At 71.2% G+C, this 24898-nt stretch carries 25 protein-coding genes; 13 read left to right on the forward strand and 12 right to left on the reverse strand.

Annotated features, from left to right (window positions below):
• The first annotated feature begins 4 nt into the window (after positions 1-4).
• Genes ACIRF9_RS38295 through ACIRF9_RS38305 form a run of 3 tightly spaced genes read left to right on the forward strand, consistent with a single transcriptional unit; the run spans position 5 to position 2325 of the window.
• Positions 5-457: a Zn-ribbon domain-containing OB-fold protein gene (locus tag ACIRF9_RS38295; RefSeq protein WP_403832117.1), complete on the forward strand. Its 453-nt coding sequence runs from the start codon at positions 5-7 to the stop codon at positions 455-457.
• A complete protein-coding gene (locus ACIRF9_RS38300) occupies positions 454-1608 on the forward strand; it encodes a thiolase family protein (RefSeq protein ID WP_403832119.1) in 1155 nt (384 codons plus the stop codon). Before ACIRF9_RS38295 ends, ACIRF9_RS38300 begins: the two co-directional genes overlap by 4 nt.
• Positions 1609-1620: 12 nt before the next feature.
• Complete coding sequence (locus tag ACIRF9_RS38305; RefSeq protein ID WP_403832121.1) at positions 1621-2325, forward strand: SDR family NAD(P)-dependent oxidoreductase; 705 nt, start codon at positions 1621-1623, stop codon at positions 2323-2325.
• A 45-nt stretch (positions 2326-2370) separates the two neighbouring features.
• On the opposite strand, the gene ACIRF9_RS38310 is transcribed toward ACIRF9_RS38305, so the two are convergent.
• Positions 2371-3012, reverse strand: coding sequence for a TetR/AcrR family transcriptional regulator (locus ACIRF9_RS38310; protein ID WP_403832124.1), 642 nt, complete (start codon positions 3010-3012; stop codon positions 2371-2373).
• A gap of 143 nt (positions 3013-3155) precedes the next feature.
• Between ACIRF9_RS38310 and ACIRF9_RS38315 the strand changes: the two genes are divergently transcribed.
• Complete coding sequence (locus ACIRF9_RS38315) at positions 3156-3761, forward strand: TetR/AcrR family transcriptional regulator (protein ID WP_403832126.1); 606 nt, start codon at positions 3156-3158, stop codon at positions 3759-3761.
• 8 nt (positions 3762-3769) lie between these two features.
• Here the strand turns inward: ACIRF9_RS38315 and ACIRF9_RS38320 are convergent, their stop codons facing one another.
• From ACIRF9_RS38320 to ACIRF9_RS38335, 4 genes are all read right to left on the reverse strand, one after another.
• On the reverse strand, positions 3770-5158 hold the full coding sequence (locus tag ACIRF9_RS38320; protein WP_403832129.1) for a 2-oxo acid dehydrogenase subunit E2: 1389 nt from the start codon (positions 5156-5158) through the stop codon (positions 3770-3772).
• A gap of 5 nt (positions 5159-5163) precedes the next feature.
• Positions 5164-6189 (reverse strand): alpha-ketoacid dehydrogenase subunit beta, encoded by a 1026-nt coding sequence (locus ACIRF9_RS38325; RefSeq protein ID WP_403832132.1) that lies wholly within the window; start codon positions 6187-6189, stop codon positions 5164-5166.
• Between the two features lie 5 nt (positions 6190-6194).
• Positions 6195-7199, reverse strand: coding sequence for a thiamine pyrophosphate-dependent dehydrogenase E1 component subunit alpha (locus ACIRF9_RS38330; RefSeq protein WP_403832135.1), 1005 nt, complete (start codon positions 7197-7199; stop codon positions 6195-6197).
• Positions 7200-7294: 95 nt separating this feature from the next.
• Positions 7295-7750, reverse strand: coding sequence for a VOC family protein (locus ACIRF9_RS38335; protein ID WP_403832138.1), 456 nt, complete (start codon positions 7748-7750; stop codon positions 7295-7297).
• Between the two features lie 155 nt (positions 7751-7905).
• Here ACIRF9_RS38335 and ACIRF9_RS38340 point away from each other — a divergent pair, with 155 nt between their 5' ends.
• From ACIRF9_RS38340 to ACIRF9_RS38355, 4 genes are all read left to right on the forward strand, one after another.
• Positions 7906-9195: an aromatic ring-hydroxylating dioxygenase subunit alpha gene (locus tag ACIRF9_RS38340; protein WP_403832141.1), complete on the forward strand. Its 1290-nt coding sequence runs from the start codon at positions 7906-7908 to the stop codon at positions 9193-9195.
• Between the two features lie 29 nt (positions 9196-9224).
• Positions 9225-10016 (forward strand): SDR family NAD(P)-dependent oxidoreductase, encoded by a 792-nt coding sequence (locus ACIRF9_RS38345; RefSeq protein ID WP_403832144.1) that lies wholly within the window; start codon positions 9225-9227, stop codon positions 10014-10016.
• Positions 10017-10069: 53 nt separating this feature from the next.
• Positions 10070-11806, forward strand: a complete 1737-nt coding sequence (locus ACIRF9_RS38350; RefSeq protein ID WP_403832146.1) for a PEP-utilizing enzyme — start codon at positions 10070-10072, stop codon at positions 11804-11806.
• 71 nt (positions 11807-11877) lie between these two features.
• Positions 11878-12192, forward strand: coding sequence for a putative quinol monooxygenase (locus ACIRF9_RS38355; RefSeq protein ID WP_403832148.1), 315 nt, complete (start codon positions 11878-11880; stop codon positions 12190-12192).
• A 44-nt stretch (positions 12193-12236) separates the two neighbouring features.
• Here the strand turns inward: ACIRF9_RS38355 and ACIRF9_RS38360 are convergent, their stop codons facing one another.
• Genes ACIRF9_RS38360 through ACIRF9_RS38375 form a run of 4 tightly spaced genes read right to left on the reverse strand, consistent with a single transcriptional unit; the run spans position 12237 to position 15206 of the window.
• Positions 12237-13265 carry an NADP-dependent oxidoreductase gene (locus ACIRF9_RS38360; RefSeq protein WP_403832151.1) on the reverse strand — a complete coding sequence of 343 codons (1029 nt, stop codon included), beginning with the start codon at positions 13263-13265 and terminating at the stop codon, positions 12237-12239.
• 4 nt (positions 13266-13269) lie between these two features.
• Positions 13270-13482 (reverse strand): transposase, encoded by a 213-nt coding sequence (locus ACIRF9_RS38365; RefSeq protein ID WP_403832153.1) that lies wholly within the window; start codon positions 13480-13482, stop codon positions 13270-13272.
• 6 nt (positions 13483-13488) lie between these two features.
• Positions 13489-13815 carry a 2Fe-2S iron-sulfur cluster-binding protein gene (locus ACIRF9_RS38370; RefSeq protein ID WP_403832155.1) on the reverse strand — a complete coding sequence of 109 codons (327 nt, stop codon included), beginning with the start codon at positions 13813-13815 and terminating at the stop codon, positions 13489-13491.
• Complete coding sequence (locus ACIRF9_RS38375; protein ID WP_403832157.1) at positions 13800-15206, reverse strand: SRPBCC family protein; 1407 nt, start codon at positions 15204-15206, stop codon at positions 13800-13802. The genes ACIRF9_RS38370 and ACIRF9_RS38375 overlap by 16 nt, the downstream gene beginning before the upstream one ends.
• 305 nt (positions 15207-15511) lie before the next feature.
• Between ACIRF9_RS38375 and ACIRF9_RS38380 the strand changes: the two genes are divergently transcribed.
• From ACIRF9_RS38380 to ACIRF9_RS38395, 4 genes are read left to right on the forward strand one after another with little or no spacing between them, the layout of a single operon-like run.
• Positions 15512-16654: a sugar ABC transporter substrate-binding protein gene (locus ACIRF9_RS38380; protein WP_403832159.1), complete on the forward strand. Its 1143-nt coding sequence runs from the start codon at positions 15512-15514 to the stop codon at positions 16652-16654.
• On the forward strand, positions 16651-18171 hold the full coding sequence (locus tag ACIRF9_RS38385; RefSeq protein ID WP_403832161.1) for a sugar ABC transporter ATP-binding protein: 1521 nt from the start codon (positions 16651-16653) through the stop codon (positions 18169-18171). Before ACIRF9_RS38380 ends, ACIRF9_RS38385 begins: the two co-directional genes overlap by 4 nt.
• 1 nt (position 18172) lies before the next feature.
• The gene (locus tag ACIRF9_RS38390) at positions 18173-19240 is read left to right on the forward strand and encodes an ABC transporter permease (protein ID WP_403832164.1); all 1068 of its coding nucleotides are present in this window, start codon (positions 18173-18175) and stop codon (positions 19238-19240) included.
• A complete protein-coding gene (locus ACIRF9_RS38395; RefSeq protein ID WP_403832167.1) occupies positions 19200-20243 on the forward strand; it encodes an NAD(P)-dependent alcohol dehydrogenase in 1044 nt (347 codons plus the stop codon). Before ACIRF9_RS38390 ends, ACIRF9_RS38395 begins: the two co-directional genes overlap by 41 nt.
• A gap of 35 nt (positions 20244-20278) precedes the next feature.
• Here ACIRF9_RS38395 and ACIRF9_RS38400 read toward each other — a convergent pair whose 3' ends face one another.
• The 3 genes from ACIRF9_RS38400 to ACIRF9_RS38410 are packed head-to-tail and all read right to left on the reverse strand — an operon-like array spanning position 20279 to position 23100.
• A complete protein-coding gene (locus ACIRF9_RS38400; protein WP_403832169.1) occupies positions 20279-21064 on the reverse strand; it encodes a ThuA domain-containing protein in 786 nt (261 codons plus the stop codon).
• A gap of 3 nt (positions 21065-21067) precedes the next feature.
• Positions 21068-21832, reverse strand: a complete 765-nt coding sequence (locus tag ACIRF9_RS38405) for an SDR family NAD(P)-dependent oxidoreductase (RefSeq protein WP_403832171.1) — start codon at positions 21830-21832, stop codon at positions 21068-21070.
• Positions 21833-21837: 5 nt separating this feature from the next.
• Entirely contained in the window at positions 21838-23100 is a 1263-nt protein-coding gene (locus ACIRF9_RS38410) for an acyl-CoA dehydrogenase family protein (protein WP_403832174.1), read from the reverse strand.
• Positions 23101-23295: 195 nt separating this feature from the next.
• Here ACIRF9_RS38410 and ACIRF9_RS38415 point away from each other — a divergent pair, with 195 nt between their 5' ends.
• Positions 23296-24834, forward strand: coding sequence for an AMP-binding protein (locus tag ACIRF9_RS38415; protein WP_403832177.1), 1539 nt, complete (start codon positions 23296-23298; stop codon positions 24832-24834).
• The last annotated feature ends 64 nt before the right edge of the window (positions 24835-24898 follow it).

Raw genomic sequence — 24898 nt, forward strand, 5'->3', positions numbered from 1 at the left:
GAACATGAGCACCAGACTCGTCGACGAGTCGCTGTTCGAGAACCGGGACAACCGCGAGAACCGGAAGTACGACGACGGGGACGTACCGTCTCTCGTGGGGGCCCACTGCGCCGCGTGCGGCACCGTCGTCTTCCCCCGGCAGGACTCGTGCCCCAGGTGCACGGACGGGGTGATGTCCGCGCACGTGCTGCCGGTGAGCGGGCGGGTGTGGTCGTGGACGCTCCAGGTGTTCCCGCCGAAACCGCCCTACCGGGCGCCCGCCGGAGGCCACCGGCCCTACCACGTCGGCTATGTGGACCTGGGTGGGGTGCTGGTCGAGGCACGCCTCGCGGTGCCCCGCGCGGAGATCCGGATCGGTCTGCCGGTCCGGCTCACCCTGGTGCCCGCGTACCAGGACGAGGACGGAACCGGGGTGGTCACCTTCGCGTTCCGCCCGGAGCGGGACGTGGAGCGATGAGCCGGGCCGACGACGTCTACGTGGTCGGATGCGGGATGCATCCCTTCGGGCGCGACGAGAGTGTCAGCGGAATGGACATGGCCGAGCGTGCCGTACGCGAGGCGCTGGCCGACGCCGGGGTTGCCTGGGAGGACATCGGATACGCGGCCGGCGGCTCCGACGTGTCCGGCAAGCCCGACACCCTGGTGGGACGGCTGGGCCTGACCGGAGTGCCGTTCGTCAACGTGCAGAACGGCTGCGCGACCGGGGCCTCCACCGTGCTCGCGGTGGCCAACGCGCTGCGCGCCGGCGAGGCCTCCCTGGGCCTGGCGGTGGGGTTCGACAAGCACGAACGGGGCGCGTTCCACGTCTCCGCGGCCCGCTACGGCCTGGGCGACTGGTACGCCGAGACCGGCATGATGCTCACCACCCAGTTCTTCGCACTGAAGACCCGGCGGTACCTGCACGAGCACGGGATCTCCGAGCGGGCACTGGCGACGGTCGCGGCGCGGGCCTTTCGCAACGGCTCGCACCACCCCTTGGCCTGGCGGCGCACGCCGCTGACGGAGCAGCAGATCCTGGACTCCGCGGAGGTCAGTCCCCCGCTCACCCAGTACATGTTCTGTTCACCCGGACAGGGTGCGGCGGCGCTGGTGCTGGCGCTCGGCGACCGCGCCTTCGACCTGTGCGAACGACCCGTCAGGCTGGCGGCGCTGGCCTTCCGGACCCGGCGCTTCGGCTCGTTCGAGGTGTTCTCCCCCTGGCTGCCGCCGGGACCGCACCACAGCCCCAGCTCCGACGCCGCGGAGGCGGCCTTCCGTGCGGCGGGGGTGCGGCCCGCCGACGTGCAGGTGGCCCAGTTGCAGGACACCGACAGCGGCTCGGAACTGATCCATCTGGCGGAGACGGGACTGTGCGGCCACGGCGAGCAGGAGGAACTGCTGGCCGGCGGGGTCACCGATCCCACGGGCCGGATACCGGTCAACACCGACGGCGGCTGTCTGGCCGGCGGGGAGCCCGTCGGCGCCTCCGGGATGCGCCAGTTCCACGAGGTCGTACGACAGTTGCAGGGCCGGGCGCCGGGTGTGCAGGTGCCGGGCGCTCCCCGAGTGGGCTTCACCCATGTCTACGGCGCGCCCGGCATCAGCGCGTGCTCGGTCCTGACGGTGTGACAGGAGGCAGCCATGCGGAACGGTGACAGAACCGCGCTGGTGACCGGCGGGGCACGCGGCATCGGCCTGGAGATCGCCCGCCAGCTCGCGCACCGGGGGCTGCGGGTCCTGGTCGGGGCGCGCAGCACGGCGGCCGCCAAGGAGGCGTGCCGTGCCATCGGCCCGGCGGCCCTGCCACTGGCCCTGGACGTGACCTCGACGAAGAGCGTCGGTGAAGCGGTCCGGGCGGCACGCGAGCTGACGGGCGGGATCGACGTCCTGGTGAACAACGCGGGGGTGTCCCTGGACGGGCAGCTGCGGCCCCCGTACGTCGACGAGGACATTCTGCGCGCGACACTGGACACCAACCTCACCGGCGCCTGGCGGCTGGCGGAGGCCGTCGTCCCGGGGATGGTGGAGGCCGGCTACGGCCGGGTCGTGAACCTCACCAGCTCGTACGGCTCACTGGCGCTGATGGACTCCGGCCGGCACCCCGCCTACCGCGTCTCCAAGACGGCGCTCAACGCCCTGACCCGTATGCTCGCGGCCGAGCTGGCCGGGACGGGTGTGCTGGTCAACGCCGCCGATCCCGGCTGGACCCGCAGCGGCATGGGTGGCCCGTCCGCCCCGCGCGGCCCGGAGGAGGGAGCGGACACGCCGGTCTGGCTGGCGACTCTTCCCGAGGGCGACGGGACGACGGGCGGGCTGTTCGCCGACCGCAGGCCACTGCCCTGGTGAACGGCCTCGGGTCCGTGCAGCGGCCGATTCCGCCCGCTTCTCCGCCTACTCCGGCTTCTGGTCGGCGGCGACGATGCGCAGCGCCAGCTCCCTGACCGCCTCCAGCACCGAGCGGGAGGGCAGCCGGGACAGCGGTCCTCCCTCCGCCCGCAGCGCGGTGACGAGCATGGTCGTGCTGATCAGCGTGCGGACGGCGAGCGCCTGTGCCGCGTGCCGGGCCTTCGCCGCGCGGGGGCTGCGCGTGGTGCCCTCGGGCAGGTAGTCGTAACCACGCTGGATGTGCCGCTGTTCGAACTCGTCCCGCAGCACCTTCACGCTGCCGTTGGCCGAGGCGACCTGGACCTGGTACAGCCGGGCCTCGTCCGGGTTCTGCTCCACCCAGTCCCACACGGCGTCGATGACGCGGACCAGGCCCTCGGCGTCACCCGGCTCGGAGTCCGGCCGGGCGGCCTCCACGACCGCGTTGAGCTGGTCGAAGACCCGGCGCATGGCGAGTTCGAGCAGTTCTTCCTTGCCGTCGAAGTGGTAGTAGACGGCCGTGGGGACCACCTGGGCCTCGTCCGCGATGTCCTGGATGCTGGTCTCCGCGAACCCGTTGCGGCCGAAGACCCGCACGGCGGACGTGATGATGTGCTGCCGCCGCGAGGGTCGGTGGGCGGGCTGCTTGCCGGTCTTCGTGGTGGCCATCATGCTCCCTGCCCGCTGCCGTGAACCCACGTCCGTGGGTCCTGCGTACTGACCATTGTATCCAGTAACTGAAACCCTGCTTCCGCATAATTCCCGCTGCGCACTGGCCTCCGGGGCCTCGAGGTCCCGGCATACTTGACATCATGACGACATCCGGAACCCGCGCCGCTCACCGTCCCTCGCGCAAGCAGTGGGTGGTCGAGGCAGCCACGGAGTTGTTCGCCACGCAGCCGCCGGACGAGGTGACGGTGGCCGACATCGCCGCTCGTGCGGAGATGACCTCGGCGGCGGTGTACTACCACTTCTCCTCCAAGGACCGGGTCCTGGCGGAGGCCATGCGGGGGTTCGCCGCCGCGCTGCGCGAGCAGTTGCAGGCACTCACGGAAGCGCACGAGCCCGGTTCGGACATCGCGGCGGCGGTCACCACCCTGCTGGCCTGGATGGGCGAACACCGGTCCGCCGCCACCGTGTTCTTCGTGTCGTCGGCCGGCATGAGCCAGGACGCCGAGGCGCTGCGGCAGGAGAGCCGTACGGAGTTGCTGGACGAGCTGGTGCGGCTGATCCGCAAGGCCCGCGCGTCCGTCTCCGACGCCGAGGCGGCGGTGATCGGCCTGGGCCTGCTCGCGCTGCTGGAGACCGCGGCGATCTCCCAGGTCCGGGGGGACGACGTCTACCGGTCGCTGGGGCACCGCTCCTTCGTCCGTGAGGTCGGCGAACTCGCCGAGCGGATCGCCGACCCCACCGCGTAGGTCCCGGATCACACCAGCAGGCGGAGGGGTTTGCCCAGCAGCTCACCGACCGTGCGGAGGAAATCGGCGGCGGGTGCCCCGTCGACGGCACGGTGGTCGAAGGTGAGGCTCAGGGTGAGCACCCGGGTCCGCAGCGGCCGGTCGTCGACCCACTCGACCCCGTCCCTGAGCCGGCCCACCCCGAGGATCCCGACGTTGCCCGGATTGATCACGGGAGTGAAGAAGTCGACGCCGTATCCGCCGAGCGAGGTGACGGTGAAGGTGGCGCCTTCCAGCTGTGCGGGGGAGATCCGCCCCTCGCGCGCGGCCTGGGCAAGGGATCTCGACCGGCGGGCGATCTCGGGCAGTGGCAGTGCCCCCGCGTCCTCGATGACGGGAACCATGAGGCCGCCCGGCACAGCCACCGCGAAGCCCAGGTGGATGCCGTCCAGCAGATGGATGCCGTCCTCCCGCACCGTCGCGTTGAGCAGCGGGTGCGCGCGCAGGGCCAGGGCCGCGGCCTTCAGCAGGAAGTCGTTGACGCTGGGCACCGGCAGTTCGCCGTCGGCCCACTCCTCCTTGAGCCTGTCCCGCAGGGAGACCACGGCGTCCATCCGCACCTCGTAGCCGTGGGTCAGCTGGGCCATCTCCTGGAGGCTGGTGTGCATCCGGCGGGCGATGGTTCCCCTCATCCCGGTGAGGGGGATGACGTCGCCGCCTTGCGGGGCCGCGTTCCGACGGACCGGCGCCGGTGTGGCGGCGTCGAGGTCGGAGCGGCGGATCCGGCCGCCCGGGCCGGTGCCGTTCACCTCGGTGAGATCGATGCCCCGTTCCCTCGCCAGCTTGCGGACCAGCGGCGAGGAGGAGGTGCCGGCCGGCAGAACCGGCGCGACGGAATCGCCGGAGCCGCCGGAGTGGCCGGAGCCGCCGGAGAGTGTCGCGAGGAAATCCTCCAGGTCCTCGGAGACGATCCGGCCGCCCGGTCCCGTGCCGCTCACGGCCGTGAGGTCGACACCGGCGGCCGCAGCGACCCGGCGGGCGTTCGGCGAGGACAGAAGCCGGCCGGCGGTGCCGTTGCCGGAGGTCGCCGCACCGTCGAGGGCAGGCATGGCGGTCGTATCCGCACCGGTTGCGGGCCCGGCGGCAGGCACCGGCGCAGCCCCCGTCCGCGGTGGCTGCTCGCCCTCGTCCAGCAACCAGCCGATGAGGGCCCCGGCCGGGACGGTGGCCCCCGCCGGGACCACCGGATGGAACAGCCCCCCGGCCTCCGCCTCGACGTCCACGTCGACCTTGTCGGTGGCCAGCCGCAGCAGTGCGTCACCCTCCGCGACAAAGGCGCCGGACGGCACCAGCCATGCGTCGATCGTGCCTTCCTGCATGGTCAGGCCGATCTTCGGCAGCAGAACCTCGACCGCCACGTCGGTCACGACCTTTCGAGCAGGCGCCGGCAGCCCTGGGCGATACGGGCGCGATCGGGCACGTACGCCTTCTCCAGGACCGGCGAGAAGGGCACCGGGGAGAAGGGGGCGCCGATCCGCAGGACCGGCGCGTCCAGGTGGTCGAAGGCGGCGTCCTGGATCTGGGCGGCGATCTCCGCTCCGAGCCCGCCGAAGGTGACGGCCTCGTGCACCACGAGCACCCGGTTGGTGCGGCGGACGGAGGCGAACATCGTCTCGGTGTCCAGCGGCTGCACGGTGCGCGGGTCGATCACCTCGATCTCCACGCCTTCGGCCGCGAGTTCGTCGGCCGCCGCGAGGGCCTCTCCCACCATGCGGCCGAGGGCGATCACGGTCACGTCGGAGCCCTGTCGCGCGGTGTGCGCCCGGCCCAGCGGAATGCCGTAGATCTCCTCGGGCACTTCACTGGTGCTGCCGAGCAAGACCTTGTTGAGCATGACGACGACCGGGTTGTCGTCCCGGATGGCCGAGACGGTCAGGCCCTTGGCGGTGTAGGCGTCGCACGGCATCACCACCTTGAGGCCGGGGACGTGGGCCAGCCACGCCTCCAGGCTCTGGCTGTGCTGGGCCGCGGCGCCGAGGCCCGCGCCGGAGGCGGTGGTGATGGTGAGCGGCACGGACACCGCGCCGCCGAACATGTACTTCATCTTCGCCGCCTGGTTGACGATCTGGTCGAGGCAGACGCCGATGAAGTCCATGAACATCAGGTCGACGACGGGGCGCAGACCCCGGGCGGCGGCTCCCACGCCGAGGCCGACCAGGGCGGCCTCGGAGATCGGGGTGTCGATCATGCGGCGGGGGCCGAACTCGTCGAGCAGGTTGTCGAACATGCGGAACACGCCGCCGTATCCGGCCACGTCCTCTCCGGCGACGAAGACGTTCTCGTCCTCGCGCATGGCTTGGGCGAGTCCCTCGTTGAAGGCCTTGACGTAGCTGAGTCTGCGCGGGGCGGCGACCGGGGTGGGGGCCGGTGCCTCGGTGGTGGTGGTCATGGCGGTCATCCCGAGTAGACGTTGAGCAGCAGGTCGGCGGGGTCGGGCAGTGGGCTCGCCTCGGCGTACGCGATGGCCTCGGTGATCTCGTCGCGGGTGCGCCGCCATACGTCGTCCAGCTCGGCGCGGGTGGCGATGCCGTCGGCCATCGCCCGGGCCTCGATCAGGTCGATGGGATCGCGGGACTTCCACTCGGCGACCTCCTCGTCCGAGCGGTAGGGGTGACGCAGGCCCTTGACGCCCTGGTGGTCGAAGTAGCGGTAGGTCTTGGCCTCGATCATCATCGGGCCCGCGCCGGCCCGGGCCCGTTCGACGGCTTCGGTGGTGGCGCGGTGGACGGCGACCGCGTCCATGCCGTCGACGATCACGCTGGGCATGCCGTAGGCGGCGGCCCGGTCGGCGACATCCGTGAGCAGCATGTGCCCGGACTGCGGGGTGAACTCCGCGTAGCCGTTGTTCTCACAGATGAAGATCACCGGCAGGCCGAGAATCGCGGCCAGGTTGGCGCCCTCGTGGAAGGCGCCGATGTTGGTCGCGCCGTCGCCGAAGAAGGTCACGGCGACGCTGTCCTCGCCCTTGTACCGGGCGGCGAAGGCGGCGCCGACGGCGATCGGTACGCCCGCTCCGACGATGCCGTTGGCGCCGAGCATGCCCCGGGTGAGGTCGTTGATGTGCATGCTCCCGCCGCGGCCGAGGCAGGCTCCGGTGACCCGGCCGTACAGTTCGGCGTACATCTCGCGGAAGCCGACGCCCTTGGCCACCGCGTGCCCGTGGCCGCGGTGGGTCGAGGTGATCTGGTCGTCGTCCCGCAGGACTGCCATCACTCCGGCGGCCACGGCTTCCTGGCCGACATAGAGGTGCAGGAAGCCGGGCAGTTTGCCCGCCTCCATGAGTTTCCCCGCCTCGGTCTCGAACAGCCGGATACGCACCATGCGCTCGTGCAGGTCCTTGATGACCTGCGCACTGACCTGCGTGGATTTCTTCGACGCCGTTGACGCTCGTTGAGCCATCGTCCGCCCCTTCGTCCGAGGGAGGTTGCCAAGCGATCGGACTTACTTATGCCGGTCTACAGTAACCGGCAGGGGCACCTTACTGAACAGCGTCTCTAATTACTACGCCCCGGATCGGGGTTGCCGTCCTGCGCGTCCACCACCTCCACGACGTTGCCCTCCGGATCCGCCCAGAAGCTGATCCGCCGTCCGCGCGCGCGGACGACGACGGGGTCCGACACAGGCCGGGCGCCCGAGGCCGTCAGCGCGGCCACCACCGGGTCCATGTCGTCCAGATGGAAGGTGAGATACGACAGCCCCGGACGTCCGGCCGACCAGGGCTCCGCACGGTCCGGCACCGGTGCCGACCGGGGACGGATCAACTTGACGCACCCTCCGGAGGGCACCCGCAGCCAGACGACCACCAGCTCACCGCCGAGCCCGGCCGGGCCCCCGACGAACGCCGGCACCCGCGAGCGGCGCTCCACACGGCAGCCGATGACGTCGCAGTAGAAGCGCTCCATCGCCTCCAGATCCCGCACCATCACACCCACCTCGAACGGCAGGGTCATGACCATCCCACCCACCCCCACGCGACACCGAGCGGCAACTTCGACACTTTCTATTGACAGACCACACTAAGTCCTGTTGCAGTTTCGGACACAACCCAGCTGTCGCATTCCGAAGCCGGTCACCGGCTCGCGGCTGGGAGGATTGTGAGGACACCGTGGTCCAGATCAGTTCACCGGCGGTTCGGGACACAGGTGCCGAGCGCGGGACGCCGTCCTCGGCCCCCTCCGCCCCCGAGTACTCGTCGTGGATCAGCCAGGACCGGTCCACCGACGCCGCGTCCGTGACGATGCGGCGGGAGGCGGCCGAACTCGTCGAGCGGGTGGTCGCGCACTACCGCGACAACACGACGCACGAGGCGGACGGCCAGTGGACGGAACCCGTGGCCAACTACCTGGACGCCGACCGCTGGCGACGCGAGACGGACGCGGTCCACCGGAGCGTCCCGCTGCCGCTCGCCATGTCCTGCGAGCTGCCCGGGCCGAACACCTACAAGGCGATCGACGTGCTCGGCGTCCCCGTACTGATCACGCGGGACCGGCAGGGCGCCGTGCACGCGATGATCAACGCCTGCCGGCACCGGGGGGCCAAGCTCCTCGAACCCGGTTGCGGGGTGTCGAGACGGCTCACCTGTCCCTACCACTCCTGGTCCTACGACCTGGCCGGGGAGCTACGGGGCGTGTACGCCGAGAAGACCTTCGGCGAGGTGCCGCGCGAGGGCCGCGGCCTCGTCAGGCTCCCGGCCGGGGAGCGCGCGGGGATCGTCTTCGTCTCGCTGGACCCGGCAGCCGAGCCCGACCTGGACGGCTGGCTCGGCGATCTGCAGCCGCTGCTCGAAGGGCTCCGGCTGGCGGAGTGCCACCACTACTCCACCAACGAGCTGACCAGCCCCAACTGGAAGGTCACCCTCGACGGGTACCTGGAGACGTACCACTTCGCCTCGCTGCACCCGAAGACGGTGTTCGAGACGAACCTCTCGAACATGATGGCCCACGACACCTGGGGCCCCCATCAGCGCATCGCACCGGCCCTGCGCCCCATCGCTCAGGCGGTCGAGCTGCCGCCGGACCAGCGCGACCCCGGGGACTGTGTCGGGCCCATCTACTGGCTCTTCCCGGGCCTCGCGATCGCCGGCGGCTGGCGCCAGAAGATCGCCGTCTCCCTGGTGCTCCCCCGGACGGCGACCGAGTCGGTGACCCAGCAGATCATCCTGCTGCGCGAACCGGCGGTCACCGAGGAGGAGCGCCGGGCCGCCGACCGGTTCGGCTCGTGGTTCCACGAGGTGGTCCGCGACGAGGACTACGCGACCACCTACGGAGTCCAGCAGGGCCTGCAGGCCCTCGACGGGACCGACTTCGTCTTCGGACGCAACGAGCCCGGGCTCCAGCACTTCCACCACACCATTCACCAGCACCTGGAGACAGCAGCCCCCAGAGCCGCCAGGTGACGTACCGACAACACTCGCGGGAGAACAACATGGTGGCTACGGGCAGCCTCGACGGACGTGTCGCGGTGATCACGGGCAGCACGCGCAGCATCGGCCGCGCCATCGCCGAGGCCTTCCTGGCCGACGGCGCCACGGTCGTCGTCAGCGGCCGCAGCGAGATCAAGGGCAAGCAGGCCCTCGAGGAGATGGGCGCCGGTGACCGGGCCGTCTTCCACCCCTGCGACGCGGGCAGCCAGGAGGACATCGAGAGCCTCGCCGACTTCGCCGCGGAGCGCTTCGGCCGGCTCGACATCTGGGTCAACAACGTGGGCGGCAGCTCCGGCTTCGCCCCGATCCACCAGCTCAGCGACGAGGCCTGGCACGACGCCCTCAACCTGAACGTCAACAACTACTTCTACGGCACCCGCCGGGCGCTGCCGACGATGCTGGAACACGGCTGGGGCCGCGTCATCAACATCTCCTCCGTCGAGGGCAAGCAGGCCAACAAGCCCGGGATCAGCCATTACATCACCAACAAGCACGCCATCCACGGACTCACCAAGGCCACCGCCTTCGAGTACGGCACCCAGGGCGTCACCTGCAACGCCATCTGCCCCGGCGCCGTCGACACCGACCTGATGCGTGCCGCGGGCCCGGCCGCCGCCGAGGCCGAGGGCATCAGCTACGAGGAATGGCTGAACCGCTTCGCCGAGCACGCCGCCACGAAGAAGATCACCACGGTGGAACAGATCGCCGCCGTCGCCTCGCTGCTGGCGAGCGAGGCCGGGGCGGGCATCACCGGCGCGCTGATCAGCGTCGACGGCGGAACGGCGCAGTGGTAGGCGAGGGACGGGCAGGAGCGGGCACGGGTACGGAAAAGCGGGAGACCTCGGGCATGAAGAGCTGGATCACGGACTGGCAGCGCAGTGAGCGGCTGCCGCACTACACCCGGGCCAACGCGGGCGAGACCCTGCCGGACCCCGCCAGTCCGCTGGGCTGGACCCTGGTCTGGGGGCGGGGCCTCGAGGGCTGGCGCAACGGCTTCGTCGGGTTCGGCATCTACCGCGAGGAGGAGGTGGCCGGCCCCAGGCCGCCGTTCGTCGGCATGTTCGGCGGCCACTTCTACCTCAATCTGTCCCACATGCGGCTGTTCGGCATCCGTATGGGCCAGACGGCGGACCAGATCGACGCGGCCTTCGTCGGTCAGCGCTCCGACACGCCACTGTACGTGGCGCACCCGGACGACCAGGACGAGGAGCTGACCGGCAAGGCCGGCGCGACGCTGCAGCGGATGCTCGGCCAGACCGGGTTCCCCGAGGCCGACGCCGACCGGGAACGGCTGCGCGCCCTGCGCCGCTCGCGCCCCGCCCTGACGGGTCTGTCCGACGCCGAACTGGTCGCCCACGCGAGGTCGTTGCTGGGCGATGTGGAGACGACCTTCCAGCGGCACGTCGAGTCCTCACTGCCCGCGTCCGTCGGACCGGCGATCCTCGGCCCGCTGTGCGCGAGCGTGGACCGCCCGGAAGCCATGCTCGACCTGATCGGCGGTCTCGGCGACGTCGACTCCGCCTCCCCCTCGGCCGGGCTGTGGACGCTGTCCCGCCAGGTGGCGGCCTCCGCCGAGCTGAGCGCGCTGTTCGACCGGGGTCCGGCCGCGGTGGAGCAGGCGCTCGACACCGCGACCGGGGACGTGAAGGCGTTCCGTGACTGCTTCGAGGAGTTCCTGGCGGAGTCCGGCGACCGCGGCCCCAACGAGTGGGACATCCACGCGCTGTCCTGGGAGGCGGCGCCCGTCCAGGCGCTGGCCCTGGTCGACCGGATCCGGCACAGTCCCGACGACGACTCCCCGGCCGCGCGGCGCAAGCGGTTGACCGAGGGGCGTGAGCTCACGGCTCGGGAGATCCGGGCAGCGCTCCCCGAGGAGACGCAGCCCCTGTTCGACGCCGGCATGCACGCCTCCCAGGTGTGGATCCCGGCCCGCGAGCGCACCAAGGCGAACTGCGTCACCGTCGTCAACGAGATCCGTATGGCCGTACGGGAACTCGGCCGTCGCGGCGTCGAGGCGGGACTCTTCGCCCGGCCCGAGGACGTGATGATGCTGCTGGACACCGAACTCGACGACTATGTCGCCGCCCCGGAGTCCTTCGGCCCCATGATCGCGAGCCGGCTCGAGGAGTACGCGGGCCTGCACGAGCTGGAGCCGCCGTTCTTCGTCGCCGACGACACGCAGACGGAGATCGACAGCTGGCCGCGACGCGCCGGGGAGCGGACACCGGCGGCTGTCGAGGGTGATGTGCTCGGGGGTGTGGGCGGCAGCCACGGCACCTACACCGGCAGGGTGCGGGTGGTGACGGACCCGGCCTCCTGCGAGGCGCTGGAGCCCGGTGAGGTGCTGGTCGCGCCGATCACGGACGCGGCCTGGACCCCGCTGTTCCTGGTGGCCGGAGCGGCCGTGGTGGATGTGGGCGCGCTCAACAGCCACGCCGTGGTGGTCTGCCGCGAGCTGGGCATCCCGGCGGTCATCTCCGTGGAGGGCGGTACACAGCGACTGCGGGACGGCATGGTGATCACGGTCGACGGCGACAAGGGCACGGTCACCGTGGACAGCGTGCCGGCCACGCTCGGCGTCTGACGGACGCGTGGGCCCGCCGCTCCCCCGACGGGGCGGCGGGCCCACGTCCATGACCGCGAAGGGAACATGCCATGACCGAGGAGATCATCGTCGCGGGCTGGATGGACTACGAGCCCGGCGATCGCGACAGGATGCTGGACCATCTGGTCGTACTGGGACACCGGACCCGTGAGGCGGAGCCGGGCTGCCTGGACTACGCGATGACCGCGGACCCGGGCGACGAACGGCGGATCCGGGTGTACGAGCGGTGGGCCTCCCAGGAGGCCCTCGACGAGCACTTCGCCACCCCGCACATCAAGGAGTTCCGGGCGGCCGTGGGCGGACTGACCCGGGTCGGCGTCTCGCTGACGGCCCATACCGTCGCCGCGTCCCGCCCCATGCGCTGAAACCGCGCCCCCCGCGAAGGGGCGCCGTTTCACTCGTCCATGAGTCAATCGGCCAGCCGCACCAGCATCTTGCCGACATTGCCGCCCCCGAGCAGCGACAGCAGCGCCCCTGGCGCGTTCTCCAGGCCGTCCACGACGGTCTCCCGCGCGGTGATCCGGCCCTCGGCGAGCCAGCCCGCGACCCGCCGCTCGAACTCCGGCCGCAGGTCGTCGTGGTCACGGACGATGAAACCGCGCAGGGTCAGCCGCTTGAGGACCGCCTGGATCAACTGGTTGATGTCGGCGGACCGCCGGTCGCCGCCGAACTGCGACATCATGCCGCACAGGGCGACCCGGCCACCGGTGCGCAGCGCGTGCAGCGCGGCGGCGAGCTGCTCACCTCCGACGTTGTCGAAGTACACGTCCAGGCCGTCGGGCGCCAGCCGGGCCAGCGCGTCGCGCACCGGCTCGGCACGGTAGTCCGCGGCCGCGTCGTAGCCGAACTCCTTCACCAGCAGGGCGCACTTGTCCGGCCCTCCGGCGGTCCCGACGACGCGGTCCGCGCCCAGCAGGCGAGCGAACTGGCCGGCGGCCGTGCCGACGGCGCCGGCCGCCGCCGACACGAAGACCGTGTCCCCCGGGCTCAGCTCCGCGATCCGGGTCAGGCCCACGTACGCGGTGAACCCGGTCTGTCCGAGCAGGCCCAACCAGGTGGGCAGCGGGGCGAGCCGGGGGTCGACACGACCCGCGCCGTCGGTGTCCGCCGCGTCCAGCACGGCCCACTCCCGCCAGCCGAGCTGATGGCGTACATAGGTGCCGGGCGGCACCGAGGCGAGGCGGCTCTCCTCCACGACGCCGAGGGCCCGGCCGTCGAGCGGCGAGCCCGGGGTGAAGTTGTGGGTGTAGTGCTTCTCGGTGCTCTCCAGACGACCGCGCATGGCCGGGTCGACGCTCATGTAGAGGTTGCGCACGAGCAACTGCCCCTCCCCCAGGGGCGGCAGCGGGCGTTCCTCGACGGCGAAGTCGGCGGGAAGCGGTTCGCCGTCGGGCCGGCGCACCAGACAGACCATCCGGGTGGTACGACGGGGCGTCATGCGTTCACTGCTCCCGCTGGGTCGTACGCCGGCGGGCGAGGCGGCCGACCCAGCCGGCCATCTGGAGGTCGGCGTGGCGCAGTTCGCCCGACTGCCAGCGGGCCTGGAAGTCGAAAATGCCCCGCGCCCCCGTCCCTGGATCGGTCACCTCGACCAGTCCGTCCTCGGTGAGCCGGTACACCTGCCCGGTCAGTGGGTGGATCACTTGCTTGGACATGGGGCCTCACTCCTGCACTCGGCGGCGCACGCCGCGCTTGGTCACGGTCACCGGGCCCTCGACCCGGAGCCGGCAGGCGAGCCGGGTCAGGCCGTCCACCGGCCTGCGGAGGGCTTCGATGCCCTCGCGTTCCAGCGGGCCCACGGGGGAACAGTTCTCGGCACCCTCCTCGACCCGGACGAAGCAGGTACGGCAGGTGCCCTTGCCGCCGCAGACGGTGGGCCAGCGGTAGCCGAGCCGCCCGGCCGCGGTGAACAGATCCTCGCCGTCCAGGACTTCGAGCTCGGCGCCCAAGGGCTCGACCGCCACCCGGTGCGTCACTTGTCCATCCATGCGTCGAGCGTCCGGTTGAAGTGGCGGATACGGCTCTCCTGGTAGTTGGCCAGCGTGATGCCCGGCTTGCGCATCGCCTTCAGTCCCTGCTGGACGTAGGGCAGGTTCTCGCAGTCCTGGTCGAAGACGGGTCCGAGTACTCCGAGTTCGGGGATGTCGGCGAAGAGCATGTCCTCAGGAACCCAGCGGATCTTCGCCGGGGGTGGCAGCTCGCCGGGACTCTTCGGGGACGACATGAAGATGATCTCGGCGGTGCAGGAGTCCGGGTCCAGACCGTGGGGCCGGAACCGGTAGATGATGTTCGACTTGGCGCCGCCCCAGGGGTTGAAGTTGGGGAAGAGCAAGTAGTTGATGGCATCCAGCAGTTCGGTGTCCGGAGTCTGTGAGAAGTCCTGCTGCGAGGTGGCCGCCAGCTGGGCGCGCATCCGCTCGGCGAGGACCTGACGGGCGGTGCCGCCGGGCGGGATGGCCGGCAGGTCGTCGCCCTCCTGCCGCACCAGGTCACGGCCCTGGGCCGCGGCGTAGAACGCGCGCGAGTCGTAGAAGGTCTCCAGGATGTCCTCCTCCGTGACGGAGTCCGCCACATGCGGGCTGGGCGCGCCCTGGATGTTGATCATCCGGTTCCAGTTCGGCTGGTCCGCCATGACGTCGTACTGCGAGTTGGCGTCGGCGAGCCACGGCAGCATCTGCGGGTGGGTGGCGATCACATGGAAGGACTCGATGAACGCGTCCTGGGCGATCTTCCAGTTGCAGGGCAGCACCTTGCCGATGTGCAGCGACTTGTAGCGGTTCTCCAGCGGCCAGATGTAGTACGCGTCGAAGGTGCCTCGGTAGCTGTCGAAGGACTCGGCGTACGGGTCCATGTTGATGAAGACGAAGCCGCGCCAGGTGGCCACCCGGGCCTCGGGGAGGGCGAACTTCTCGGGGGTGACGTGCGGGAAGTCCCAGGAGCAGGGCGGGGTCTGCATGGTGCCGTCCAGGTTCCACGCGAAGCCGTGGAACGAGCAGCGGAACTCGCTGACGTTGCCGCCGCCGGTACGCAGTTTGCGTCCGCGGTGCAGGCAGACGTTGACGAAGGCGCGGATCTCGTCCGGAGCCGTGCGGACGACGATGAGGGAGTCGTCGCCGATCTCGTAGACCTCATGGTCGCCGACCTCGGGGATCTCGCTCTCCAGGCAGGCGAACTGCCAGACGCGCCGCCAGACCTGCCGCATCTCGCGCTCCGCCCACGCGCGGGAGGTGAAGCGGGCGGTGTCGATGTCCTCGCTGCCGAGGTGGTCGTTCCGCTCGAACCTCAGCGCGGGGGGAACGGGGCGGCTGTCCTGGTCGAGGTAGTCCTGGACGCTGGGCCCGGGGCACCGCGCGGTACCCAGCTCCGACGTTTCGTCCATCATCTCTCCTCCGGCAGAAACTTTAGAGTGAGTGTAGTTACCGTTGACGTCCGGGGGCAACACTCAGACCGGCGAGCACGGCCAGGACTTCCCGAGGTCATCGCTTGATTCAACCGCGAGCATGGAATTTCTTGCGGCGCCCCTCTCCCCAAGCCCCCTGGGCCGTGTCACACTCCGACCCACTTGAGGCTGTAGAGCCTCATAAGTTTCTCGCTTGCTTCCCCCTCCGGGACGGTCTCTGCCCTCCCGGCCCCAGCCCCGCGGCGGTCCCGCTCCGGGGCGACACGACACGGGAGTGCTCAACGATGAGTTCCAGACCCCGTTCCGCGGTCCGCCGCGCCCTCACCTCGATCGTCCCCGTCACCGCCCTGCTCGCCCTGGCGGCGTGCGGCACCGGTACGGCTCCGGCCGCCGACTCCGCCAAGGCGGCGGCTGCGGACTCCCCCGGCCTGACCGCCGCCCGCAAGGCCCTGGCGAAGTACTCCGAGCGCCCGGAGAGGATCCCGGTCACCACACCGGTGGGCGAGGCAATCCCCTCCGACAAGAAGATCGACTTCATTCTGTGCGGTGTGCAGTCCTGCCAGGACCTGGCCGACTTCTTCACCGCGGGCGCCAACCAGCTCGGCTGGAAGGTCCAGCAGATCGCCACCCAAGGCACGCCGGAATCCGTCCAGGCCGCCTACGAACAGGCGCTGCGCGACAAGCCGGACGCCGTCGTCTCCTCCGGGTTCCCGCGCGCGGTGTACGCCAAGCAGCTGGCGCGACTGAAGGCAGCGGGTGTCCCGGTCATCCAGTCGAACGCCGACGACGTGGTCGGCGATGGCATCTCCCTGCTCAAGAACGGGCCCGACGACGTCGCCGTCCAGGGCGAGATGCTCGCCTCCTGGGTGGTGTCCGACGGCAACGGCCGGGCCGACACCGTCTACTTCGACCTGCCCGCCTACACCATCCTCAAGCCCGTCAAGGACACGTTCGCGGCCAAGTACAAGGAGTGGTGCGAGGGCTGCGGGCTGGACACCGTCGACGTGCCGATCACCGCGATCGGCAAGGACATGCCGGACCGGGTGGTGTCGTACCTCCGCTCGCACCCGAAGGTGACGCATGTCGTCTTCTCCCTGGGCCTGCTCAACGTGGGCGTCCCAGCCGCACTGAAGACCGCCGGCCTCACCGGCAAGCACATCGCCGTCAACGTCGGTGACGGTCAGAACTACCAGTACATCCAGAGCGGCCTCAGCGACGCCGCGATGGCACTGAACTCGCACGAGGCCGCCTGGCTCCAGGTCGACGCGCTGGCCCGCCACTTCACCGGCCAGTCCATGGACGTGGACCAGAAGGCGGTGCTGCCCAACGTGCTGATCACCAAGGACAACCTCCCGGACGCCATGGGCGACTTCCCGCTCGTCGAGGACTACCAGGCGCAGTTCGAGGCGCTGTGGGGACTGAGTTGACCGGGCCGGTGCTGCGCGTGGCCGCGCTGTCGAAGAGGTTCGGCGGCACCCAGGCCCTGAAGGACGTCGAGCTCGAGGTGTCGCCCGGTGAGATCCACGCCCTGATCGGCCCCAACGGCTCCGGCAAGTCCACCCTGATCAAGATCCTCGCGGGCTACCATCACGCGGAGCCGGGCGCGGTGGCCGAACTCGACGGAGAACCCTTCGACCTCGGTCAGGTCTCGCTCTCCCGCCACGACCGGCTCCGCTTCGTCCACCAGGAACTGGGACTGGTGGGCGAGTTGAGCGCCATCGACAACCTGGCGCTCCGTCAGGGCTTCGCCCGCACGGCCTTCGGCAACATCCGCTGGCCCGAGATGGAGAAGCGGACCAGTGCCCTGGTCGAACGGTTCGGCCTCGGCATCGACGTAGGCCGCCCCCTGGCGACAGCGACCCCCGTCCAGCGCACGGTGGTGGCCATCGCCGCCGCGCTGCAGGGGTGGGAGGGCCACCGCGGGGTCCTGGTGCTCGACGAGCCCACCGCCGTGCTGCCACCCGGCGAGGTGGCCCGGCTGTTCGACATCGTGCGGGAGCTCCGCGACGCCGGTGCCGGCGTGCTGTACGTCTCGCACCGGATGGACGAGATCTTCGCGCTCGCCGACCGGGTCACCGTGATCCGGGGCGGACGCCGGATCGCCACCCGTGCGGTCGCCGAGCTCACTCCGCGTGCCCTGGCGGAGTTGATGGCGGGCGAGGAGATGGAGACCGACCACCGTCCCCCCTCGCCCGCCAGCCGCGCCGACCCCGTGCTGGAGGTCCGCGACCTGTGGGCCGGACCGCTGCGGGGAGTGGGCTTCGACCTGGCCAGGGGCGAGCGGCTGGGCGTCACCGGTCTGGTCGGCTCCGGGCACGAGATCGTGCCGTACGCCGTGTGCGGGGCGCATCCCGGGCCGGTGAGCGGCAGGCTGCGGCTGTCGGAAGGCTCCGAACGGTGGACCGAGGCGCGTGACGCCGGCGGCCTGGGCCTTCCCCTGGTCCCGGCGGACCGGGCACAGGAAGGGGTGATCGGCGACTTCTCGGTCGGCGAGAACCTCACCCTGCCGCTCCTGGACCGCCTGCGCGCCCGTTCCGGGCGGCTGCGCCGACGCCGCGAGTCCGCCCTGGCGGAGGACTGGATCCGGCGGGTCGGCGTGCGTACGCCCGACGGCCGCCCGGCCGACGCCAGGATCACCACGCTGAGCGGCGGCAACCAGCAGAAGGTCGTCATGGCCCGCTGTCTGGCCCAGCGCCCGCCGGTGCTGACGCTGTGCGAACCCACGGCGGGCGTCGACATCGCCACCCGTCTGCACCTGTACGACCTGATAGAGCATCAGGCCGCCGCGGGCACGGGCGTCATCGTGTCCTCCTCCGACACCCAGGATCTGCTCGCGCTGTGCACCCGCGTGCTGGTGGTACGGGACGGCCGGATCGCACGCGAGATCAGCGGACGGGACATCACGGAGTCCACGCTCGTGCACGCCATGGAAGGAACCGACTGACATGAGTCCTGACGGGAACCGAGCGACGGCGGCGCTGTCGTTCCGGAACATCGGCGCCGTGTACGTGTGGCTGGTCATCGTCGTGCTCTTCTCCGTGTGGGCGCCGGACACGTTCCCGACCACCATCACGGTCAGGCAGGTGCTGAACGGCAACGCCGTCGCGGGCCTGGTGGCGCTCAGCGTCGTACCACCGCTGGCCGCACGGGTCTTCGACCTCTCGATCGCCTACACCATGTCCCTCACGAGCGTGCTGACCGCGCGCTTCCTGGTCTCGGCGGGGCTCGGGCCCGGCATGGCCATCGCCTTGGCGATGGCCGCGGCACTGCTGGTCGGAGTCGTCAACGGAATCGTGGTGGTGCTGCTGCGGGTGGACTCCTTCATCGCCACCCTGGCCACCGGGGCGCTCATCCAGTCCCTGATCACCATGGTCACCAACGACAGCTCGATCACCGGAGTACAGCTGCTCGCCGAGCCGTTCGCGAGCATCGCCCAGCTGGACGCGGGCGGCATCACACTGCCGGTGCTGTATCTGCTGCTGGCCGCCCTCGCCATCTGGTTCCTGCTGGAACACACCGCCACCGGGCGCCGGCTGTACGCGACCGGTTTCAACGCCGACGCGGCCCGGCTGCAGGGGGTGCGCACCGACCGGCTGCGCTTTCTGACCCTGGTGGCCTCCGCCCTGCTCTCCGGGTTCGCCGGCGTCGTCTTCGCGTCCTCCGTCGGATCCGGATCGCCGACCGCCGGCACCCCGTATCTGCTGTCGGCCTACGCCGCCGCGTTCGTCGGGGCGACCCAGTTGCGCGCGGGCCGCTTCAACGCCTGGGGAACGGTACTCGCCGTTCTCCTGCTCGGCACGGGCATCACCGGACTCGGGCTCGCCACCAGCGCGCAGTGGGCCGCGAGTCTGTTCACCGGCTCGGTCCTCATCGTGGCGCTGGTCCTCACGGGCGGGCGGATCGCCCTTCCCGCGGTGCTGCGCCGCCGGACGGGGACCCGGCCGGATCCGATCATCGAAAAGGAGACCGAGGATGAAGGCTGTTCAGTACCGACGGGTGGGGCACGCCCCTGAGGTCGTCGAGCTTCCGATGCCTGAACCCGGGCCCGGCCAGGTGCTGTTGAAGGTGACGGCGGCGGGGCTCTGCCACTCCGACCTGGCGGTGATGGGCTGGCCCGAGGAGCAGTTCCCCTACGCCCTGCCGATGACCCTCGGTCACGAGGGTGTCGGGACGGTGGCGGCGCTGGGAGCCGGCGTCACCGCCGTGACGGAGGGCGAGGCGGTGGCGGTGTACGGCCCGTGGGGCTGCGGGCGCTGTCACCCGTGTGCCGAGGGCGGGGAGAACCGCTGCCCGCACGCCGCCGGCCTGGGCATTCTGCCGCCGGGGCTCGGCTTCCCCGGCGCCCTGGCGGAGTACATGGTGGTGGACTCGCCCCGCCACCTGGTGCCGCTGAACGGACTCGACCCGGTGCAGGCCGCGCCCCTCACCGACGCCGGACTGACTCCGTACCACGCGATCCGCGGGTCCCTGCCGAAGCTGCTGCCCGGCAGCACGGCGGTGGTGATCGGCGTCGGCGGTCTGGGGCACATCGCCGTGCAGCTGCTCCGCGCGCTGACCCCGGCCCGGGTGGTCGCCCTCGACGTCAGTAAGGAGAAGCTGAAGCTGGCCGGCGAGGTGGGCGCCCACGAGAGACTCCTCTCCGACGACGAGGCGGCCGCGCGGATCCGGGAACTCACCGGCGGTACGGGAGCGGAGGTCGTCCTGGACTTCGTCGGAGCCGAGATGACCCTGGCGGTCGCCGCCGCGTCGGTGGCGGTCGCGGGCGATGTCGCCGTCGTCGGCCTCGGCGGGGGCACACTATCCGTCGGTTTCGGCGGCGGGCTGCCCTTCGAGGTCTCGGCCTCCTTTCCCTACTGGGGCGGCCGCACGGAACTCATGGAGGTCATCGAGCTCGCACGGCGGGGGCTCGTGTCCTGCCACGTCGAGACCTTCACGCTGGAGCAGGCGCCCGAGGCGTACGAGCGCCTGCACGCCGGCGACATCAACGGCCGCGCGGTGGTGCTTCCGCACGGTTGAGCCGCGATTCGCAGAGGGGCCGGCGCCGGACTCGCTCAGGCGCCGGCCCTGTCCGGTGTGTCCACCACCCGCTGCACACAGCGCCGGAGCACGGTCAGGAACTCCGCTGTCTGCCACGGCCCCGCGTCCACCTGCCCGGTGTCGTCCACGCCGAGGTCCTGCATGTCGTAGCGGCCCCGGCAGTGGCCGAGGGTGAAGTAGCAGACCTCGCCGCGGCCGTGCCGCTTGAGATACAGCACCGGCCGGGACGCCGTGTCGAGGGCCGCTGTGCCGCCCTCGGCGAAACCGCGGCACGGTCCCGTGTACTCGGCGTGCAGCAGCACTTCGAGCTCCCCGTGCAGCTCGCACACGTACAGCTCGTCGGTGACCGTGAACGGCCGGATCCCGGCGACCAGTGGGTGGTCGGGCCGGGTCACCTTCACCTCGTACGGCTCGATCGGCGGGTGGGCCAGGAACTGACTGCCGAGCACCTGAGCCAGGTCCCCGAGGAGCCGCGGAGTCGTGAACACCCGCGGCCCTCCACTCCTCGACGGCTCGATCACCGCGTTGGTGCCGTGCAGGGCGAGCCAGCGCCCGCCCCGCTCGACGAACCGGGCCAGCGCGGCCCGCTGCGCCGGGCGGGGCCGGACGTCGCAGGTGTAGGTGACCAGCAGGTCGGCCCGGTCGAGGGCGTCTTGACAGTCGTAGTCCTGGTGGACGGTCGTGCGCACCCGCGGATGCTCTCCGAGCAGCTCCAGCAGCCTGAGCCGCGCCTGGTCGAAGTCGTGCCAGCGGCCGCCGCAGACGAGTACGGCGTCCAGGCGGCCGGCCGGGCCCGCCACGGCTCAGTACTGGACGCGGGTGAGCAGCCCGCCGTCCACCACGAGATTGACCCCGACACAGAAGGAGCCGGTCCGTCCGAGCAGGAACGCCACCGCCGCGGCCACGTCCTCCGCGGTGCCGTAGCGACCGATCGGCAGCTTGGCGAGGACCTCCTCGTAGACCTCGGGACGGCTGGTGCGGATGGTCTCCCAGGCGCCGCCGGGGAAGTCGATCGGGCCGGGCGAGACGGTGTTGACGCGGATGCCCTTCGGCGCGAGGGCGTGCGCGAGGGCCGAGGCGTGCTGGACCACGGCCGCCTTCAGCGCGGAGTAGGAGTTCGCTCCGGCCGGCCGGGCGGTGTCGGAGGCGTTGGTGGTGCCGATGGCCACGACGGCGGCCCGGCTGGAGGCCTCCAGGTGCGGAAGGGCCGCCTCGACGAGCCCCGCGAACGGGACCAGATCGCCGCGCAGGCTGGCTTCCCAGGAATCAGGGCCCTTCACGTTGCCCGCCGACACGTTGGACACCAGCAGGTCGAGTCCGCCGAGTTCACCGGCCGCCCGCTCCACGAAGTCCGCGAGGGCGCCCGGGTCGGTGACGTCGACCGGTTCCGCGAACACGGTGGCCCCCTCCCCGCGCAGTTCGGCGGCGGCCTTGGCGAGCCCCTCCTCACCGCGGGCGCACAGCGCCAGTGCGCAGCCCTCCGCTGCCAGAGTTGCGGCGATCGCCCGGCCGATGCCCCGGCTCGCACCTGTCACCAGCGCCTTCGCGCCTGTCAGTCCCAGATCCATTGATGTCACTCCTTGGTGAGATGAGCCTGTGGGGTGCCGGGGAGCTGTGAGAACGGCGCCCGGTCCGCGCGCGGCTCCGGCGGCAGCTTCAGGACGCGCTCGCCGATCAGGTTGCGCTGGATCTGGTCGGTGCCTCCGGCCAGCCGGTAACCGGGGGCGCCGAGCAGGTGCTGGGTCCAGGCGAAGGTGCCCGCCTCCCCGGTATCGGCGCTGATCCGCGCGCCCATCAGCTCCGCGGCGACCTGGCCTGTGTGGGTGAGCAGGTCGGAGGCCATGAGCTTGGTCAACGACGCCTCCGGACCCGGGCGACCGCCGGCGGCGCTCGTCCTGGCCACGCGATCGACGGTGGCCGCGCGCAGGGCGGCACGGACGTACAGGTCGGCGAGGCGCTGGCGGACCAGCGGGTCCGAGGTCCGGCCGAGGGAGCGGGCGAGCGCGAGAACGTCCGCGAAGGTGCCGCCCTTGCGGCGGTTGCCGCTGCCGGAGGCGGTCCGCTCGAGGGCGAGGGTGGTGGTGGCGACCTCCCAGCCCTGGCCCGGCCGCCCGATCCGGAGCCGGTCGGGGACGTGTACGCCGCTGAGGAAGACCTCGTTGAAGGAGGCACCGCCGCTCATCTGGCGGATGGGGCGGACCTCGACTCCGGGCGCGTCCATCGGCACCAGGAAGGCGGTGATGCCGGCCTGTTTGACGACGTCCGGGTCGGTGCGCGCGAGCAGCAGACCGTAATCGGCGAACTGGGCGCCCGAGGTCCACACCTTCTGACCCTCGATCACCCAGGCGTCGCCCTCCTGCCGGGCGCGAGTGCGCAGGGCCGCGAGGTCGGATCCGGCACCGGGTTCGCTGAAGAGCTGGCAGGCCAACAGGTCGGCGCGCAGGAAGGCGCGTGCGTGGTCGTGGCGCTGCTCGGGCGTCCCGAACAGGGAGACGGCCATCGCGACGAGACGCACGGTGACGCTGATCAGCTCGGTGGACGGCGGCACCTCGAACGCGGACTCCTCCTCGGCGAAGACGGCCGCGTGGGCGGCGGTCAGGCCGGCGCCGCCCTTGTCCGCGGGGAGGGTCAGCGCCTGGTAGCCGGCGTCGAAGCGGGCCCGCTGGTAGGCGCGGCAGCGCTCGAGCAGCAGGCGTTCCTCGTCCTGAGCGAGGTTGTGGAACACGGCGAGGTCGGCGGCCTCACCGGTTGACTCCGGCGCCCGCGTCGGTTCGAGCACGGTGGCCAGCCACTGCCGGACCTGCCGGCGCCATGCGTCCGGATCGAGCTGGGACATGGCTCCTCCTCGGGCACTTACCAGATGACAGATTCAGTAACGGCGAACCGGCCGCTTGCTTGTTTCACCACTGAGCCAGGCATGAATGTCTACGTCCGGGATCAGAGTGTTCCGTACTTTCTTGATAAACGCTACAGTCTCAGCATCCCCTCTCCCCTCGAACCGGGAGAGAACCGAGGAGCCGCCGGAGGAGCCATGTCGCTGCTGCCACTAGACCGTCGCGCCCAGGAGACACCCGACGAGCCCGCCCTGGTGGACGACCTGGGCGTGCTGTCCTGGTCCGGTCTCGCCGACCAGGTGGCGCGGGCGGCGGCCCGGCTGCTGGAACTCACGTCCGGCCCCGACGACCGGATCGCCGTCCTCGGAGACAACGCGATCCCGACACTGGTGGCCCATCTGGCGGGCCTGCGAGCCGGAGTGGGGACGGTGGCCACGTCCCGGAACCTCACCTCGGGCGAACTCGTCGACCAGATCACCGACGCGGGCGTGACCGGGATCATCGCCGGGCCCGTCGGCGCGGGGGCCGCCCTTGACGCGGCCCGGGAACTGGGCCTGCCGGTCGTGACACACGGAACCCCGGCGGCGGGGCACGCCTTCGACTGGGATCTGTGGCTGGCCGCCGCACCCGCCGGACGGACTCTTCCCACGGACCGTCCCGCCAGGCCACCGCTCGTCTACACCTCGGGAACCACCGGACGGGCGCGCGGCACCGAGGTGCGCTGGGTGAGCGGCCCGGTCGCCGACAACTGCGCCTATCTCGCCGAGATGTCCGCCCGGCCCGGATTCCCGCCGGGACCGCACCTGGTGTGCGGCCCCCTGCAGCACAACGCGCCGCTGACCTCGCTGCGGCACCTGGCGGCGGGGGAACCGGTGGTCGTCCTCGGCAGATACGACGCGGAGACGTTCCTCAGCCGGGTGCAGAAGTGGCGCGTCTCCTCGACGGTGATGGTCCCCACCCACTTCCAACGGCTGCTCGCCCTCCCGCAAGAGGTCCGCGCCCGGTACGACGTCTCCAGTCTGCGGCAGGTCTCCCACACCGGCTCCGCTTGCCCACCGGACGTGAAGCTCGCCATGATCGACTGGTTCGGTCCGGTGCTGACCGAGTCGTACGGCGCCAGCGAAGCGGGAACCGTGGCCCGTATCAGCAGCACCGAATGGCTGGCGCACCCGGGCTCGGTCGGGCGCGCCCGGCCGCCGTTCGAGGTCCTGGTCACCGATGACGACGGCCGCCGACTGGAGCCCGGGGAGCGCGGGTTGCTGGCCTTCCGGGCGCCCGACGACCAGGGCGTCCGCTACCACGCGGACCCGGACAAGACCAAGGCCGCCTACCTCTCCCCCGGCGTCTTCACGCTCGGCGACATCGGCTACGTCGACGCGGACGGCTACATCTTCATCACCGACCGGGCGGCGGACGTCGTGGTCTCCGGTGGCGTGAACCTGTACCCGGCCGAGAGCGAGGCAGTCCTGCGGCGGCACCCGGCGGTCGCCGAGGTGGCGGTGATCGGCGTGCCCGACCCGGACTTCGGCGAGTCGCTCCGGGCGCTCGTCGTGGCGGCGGGGCACGAGCCGCCGGCCGACGATCTGGACCGGTTCTGTCGCGAGCACCTCGCCGCCTACAAGTGCCCGAAGGCGTACGAGTTCGTTCCCGAGCTCTTGCGCAACGCGATGGGCAAGCTCGACAAACGCGCGATGCGCCGCCCCTACTGGAGCTCGGAACGGACCATCGCCGGCTGAGCCGCCCCACCCCCTTCCCTCTCTGTCACGAAGGATCGTCCCCTCTCCGTCACGAAGGATCGTC

Source organism: Streptomyces sp. NPDC096132 (assembly GCF_044763345.1).
GTDB lineage: Bacteria > Actinomycetota > Actinomycetes > Streptomycetales > Streptomycetaceae > Streptomyces.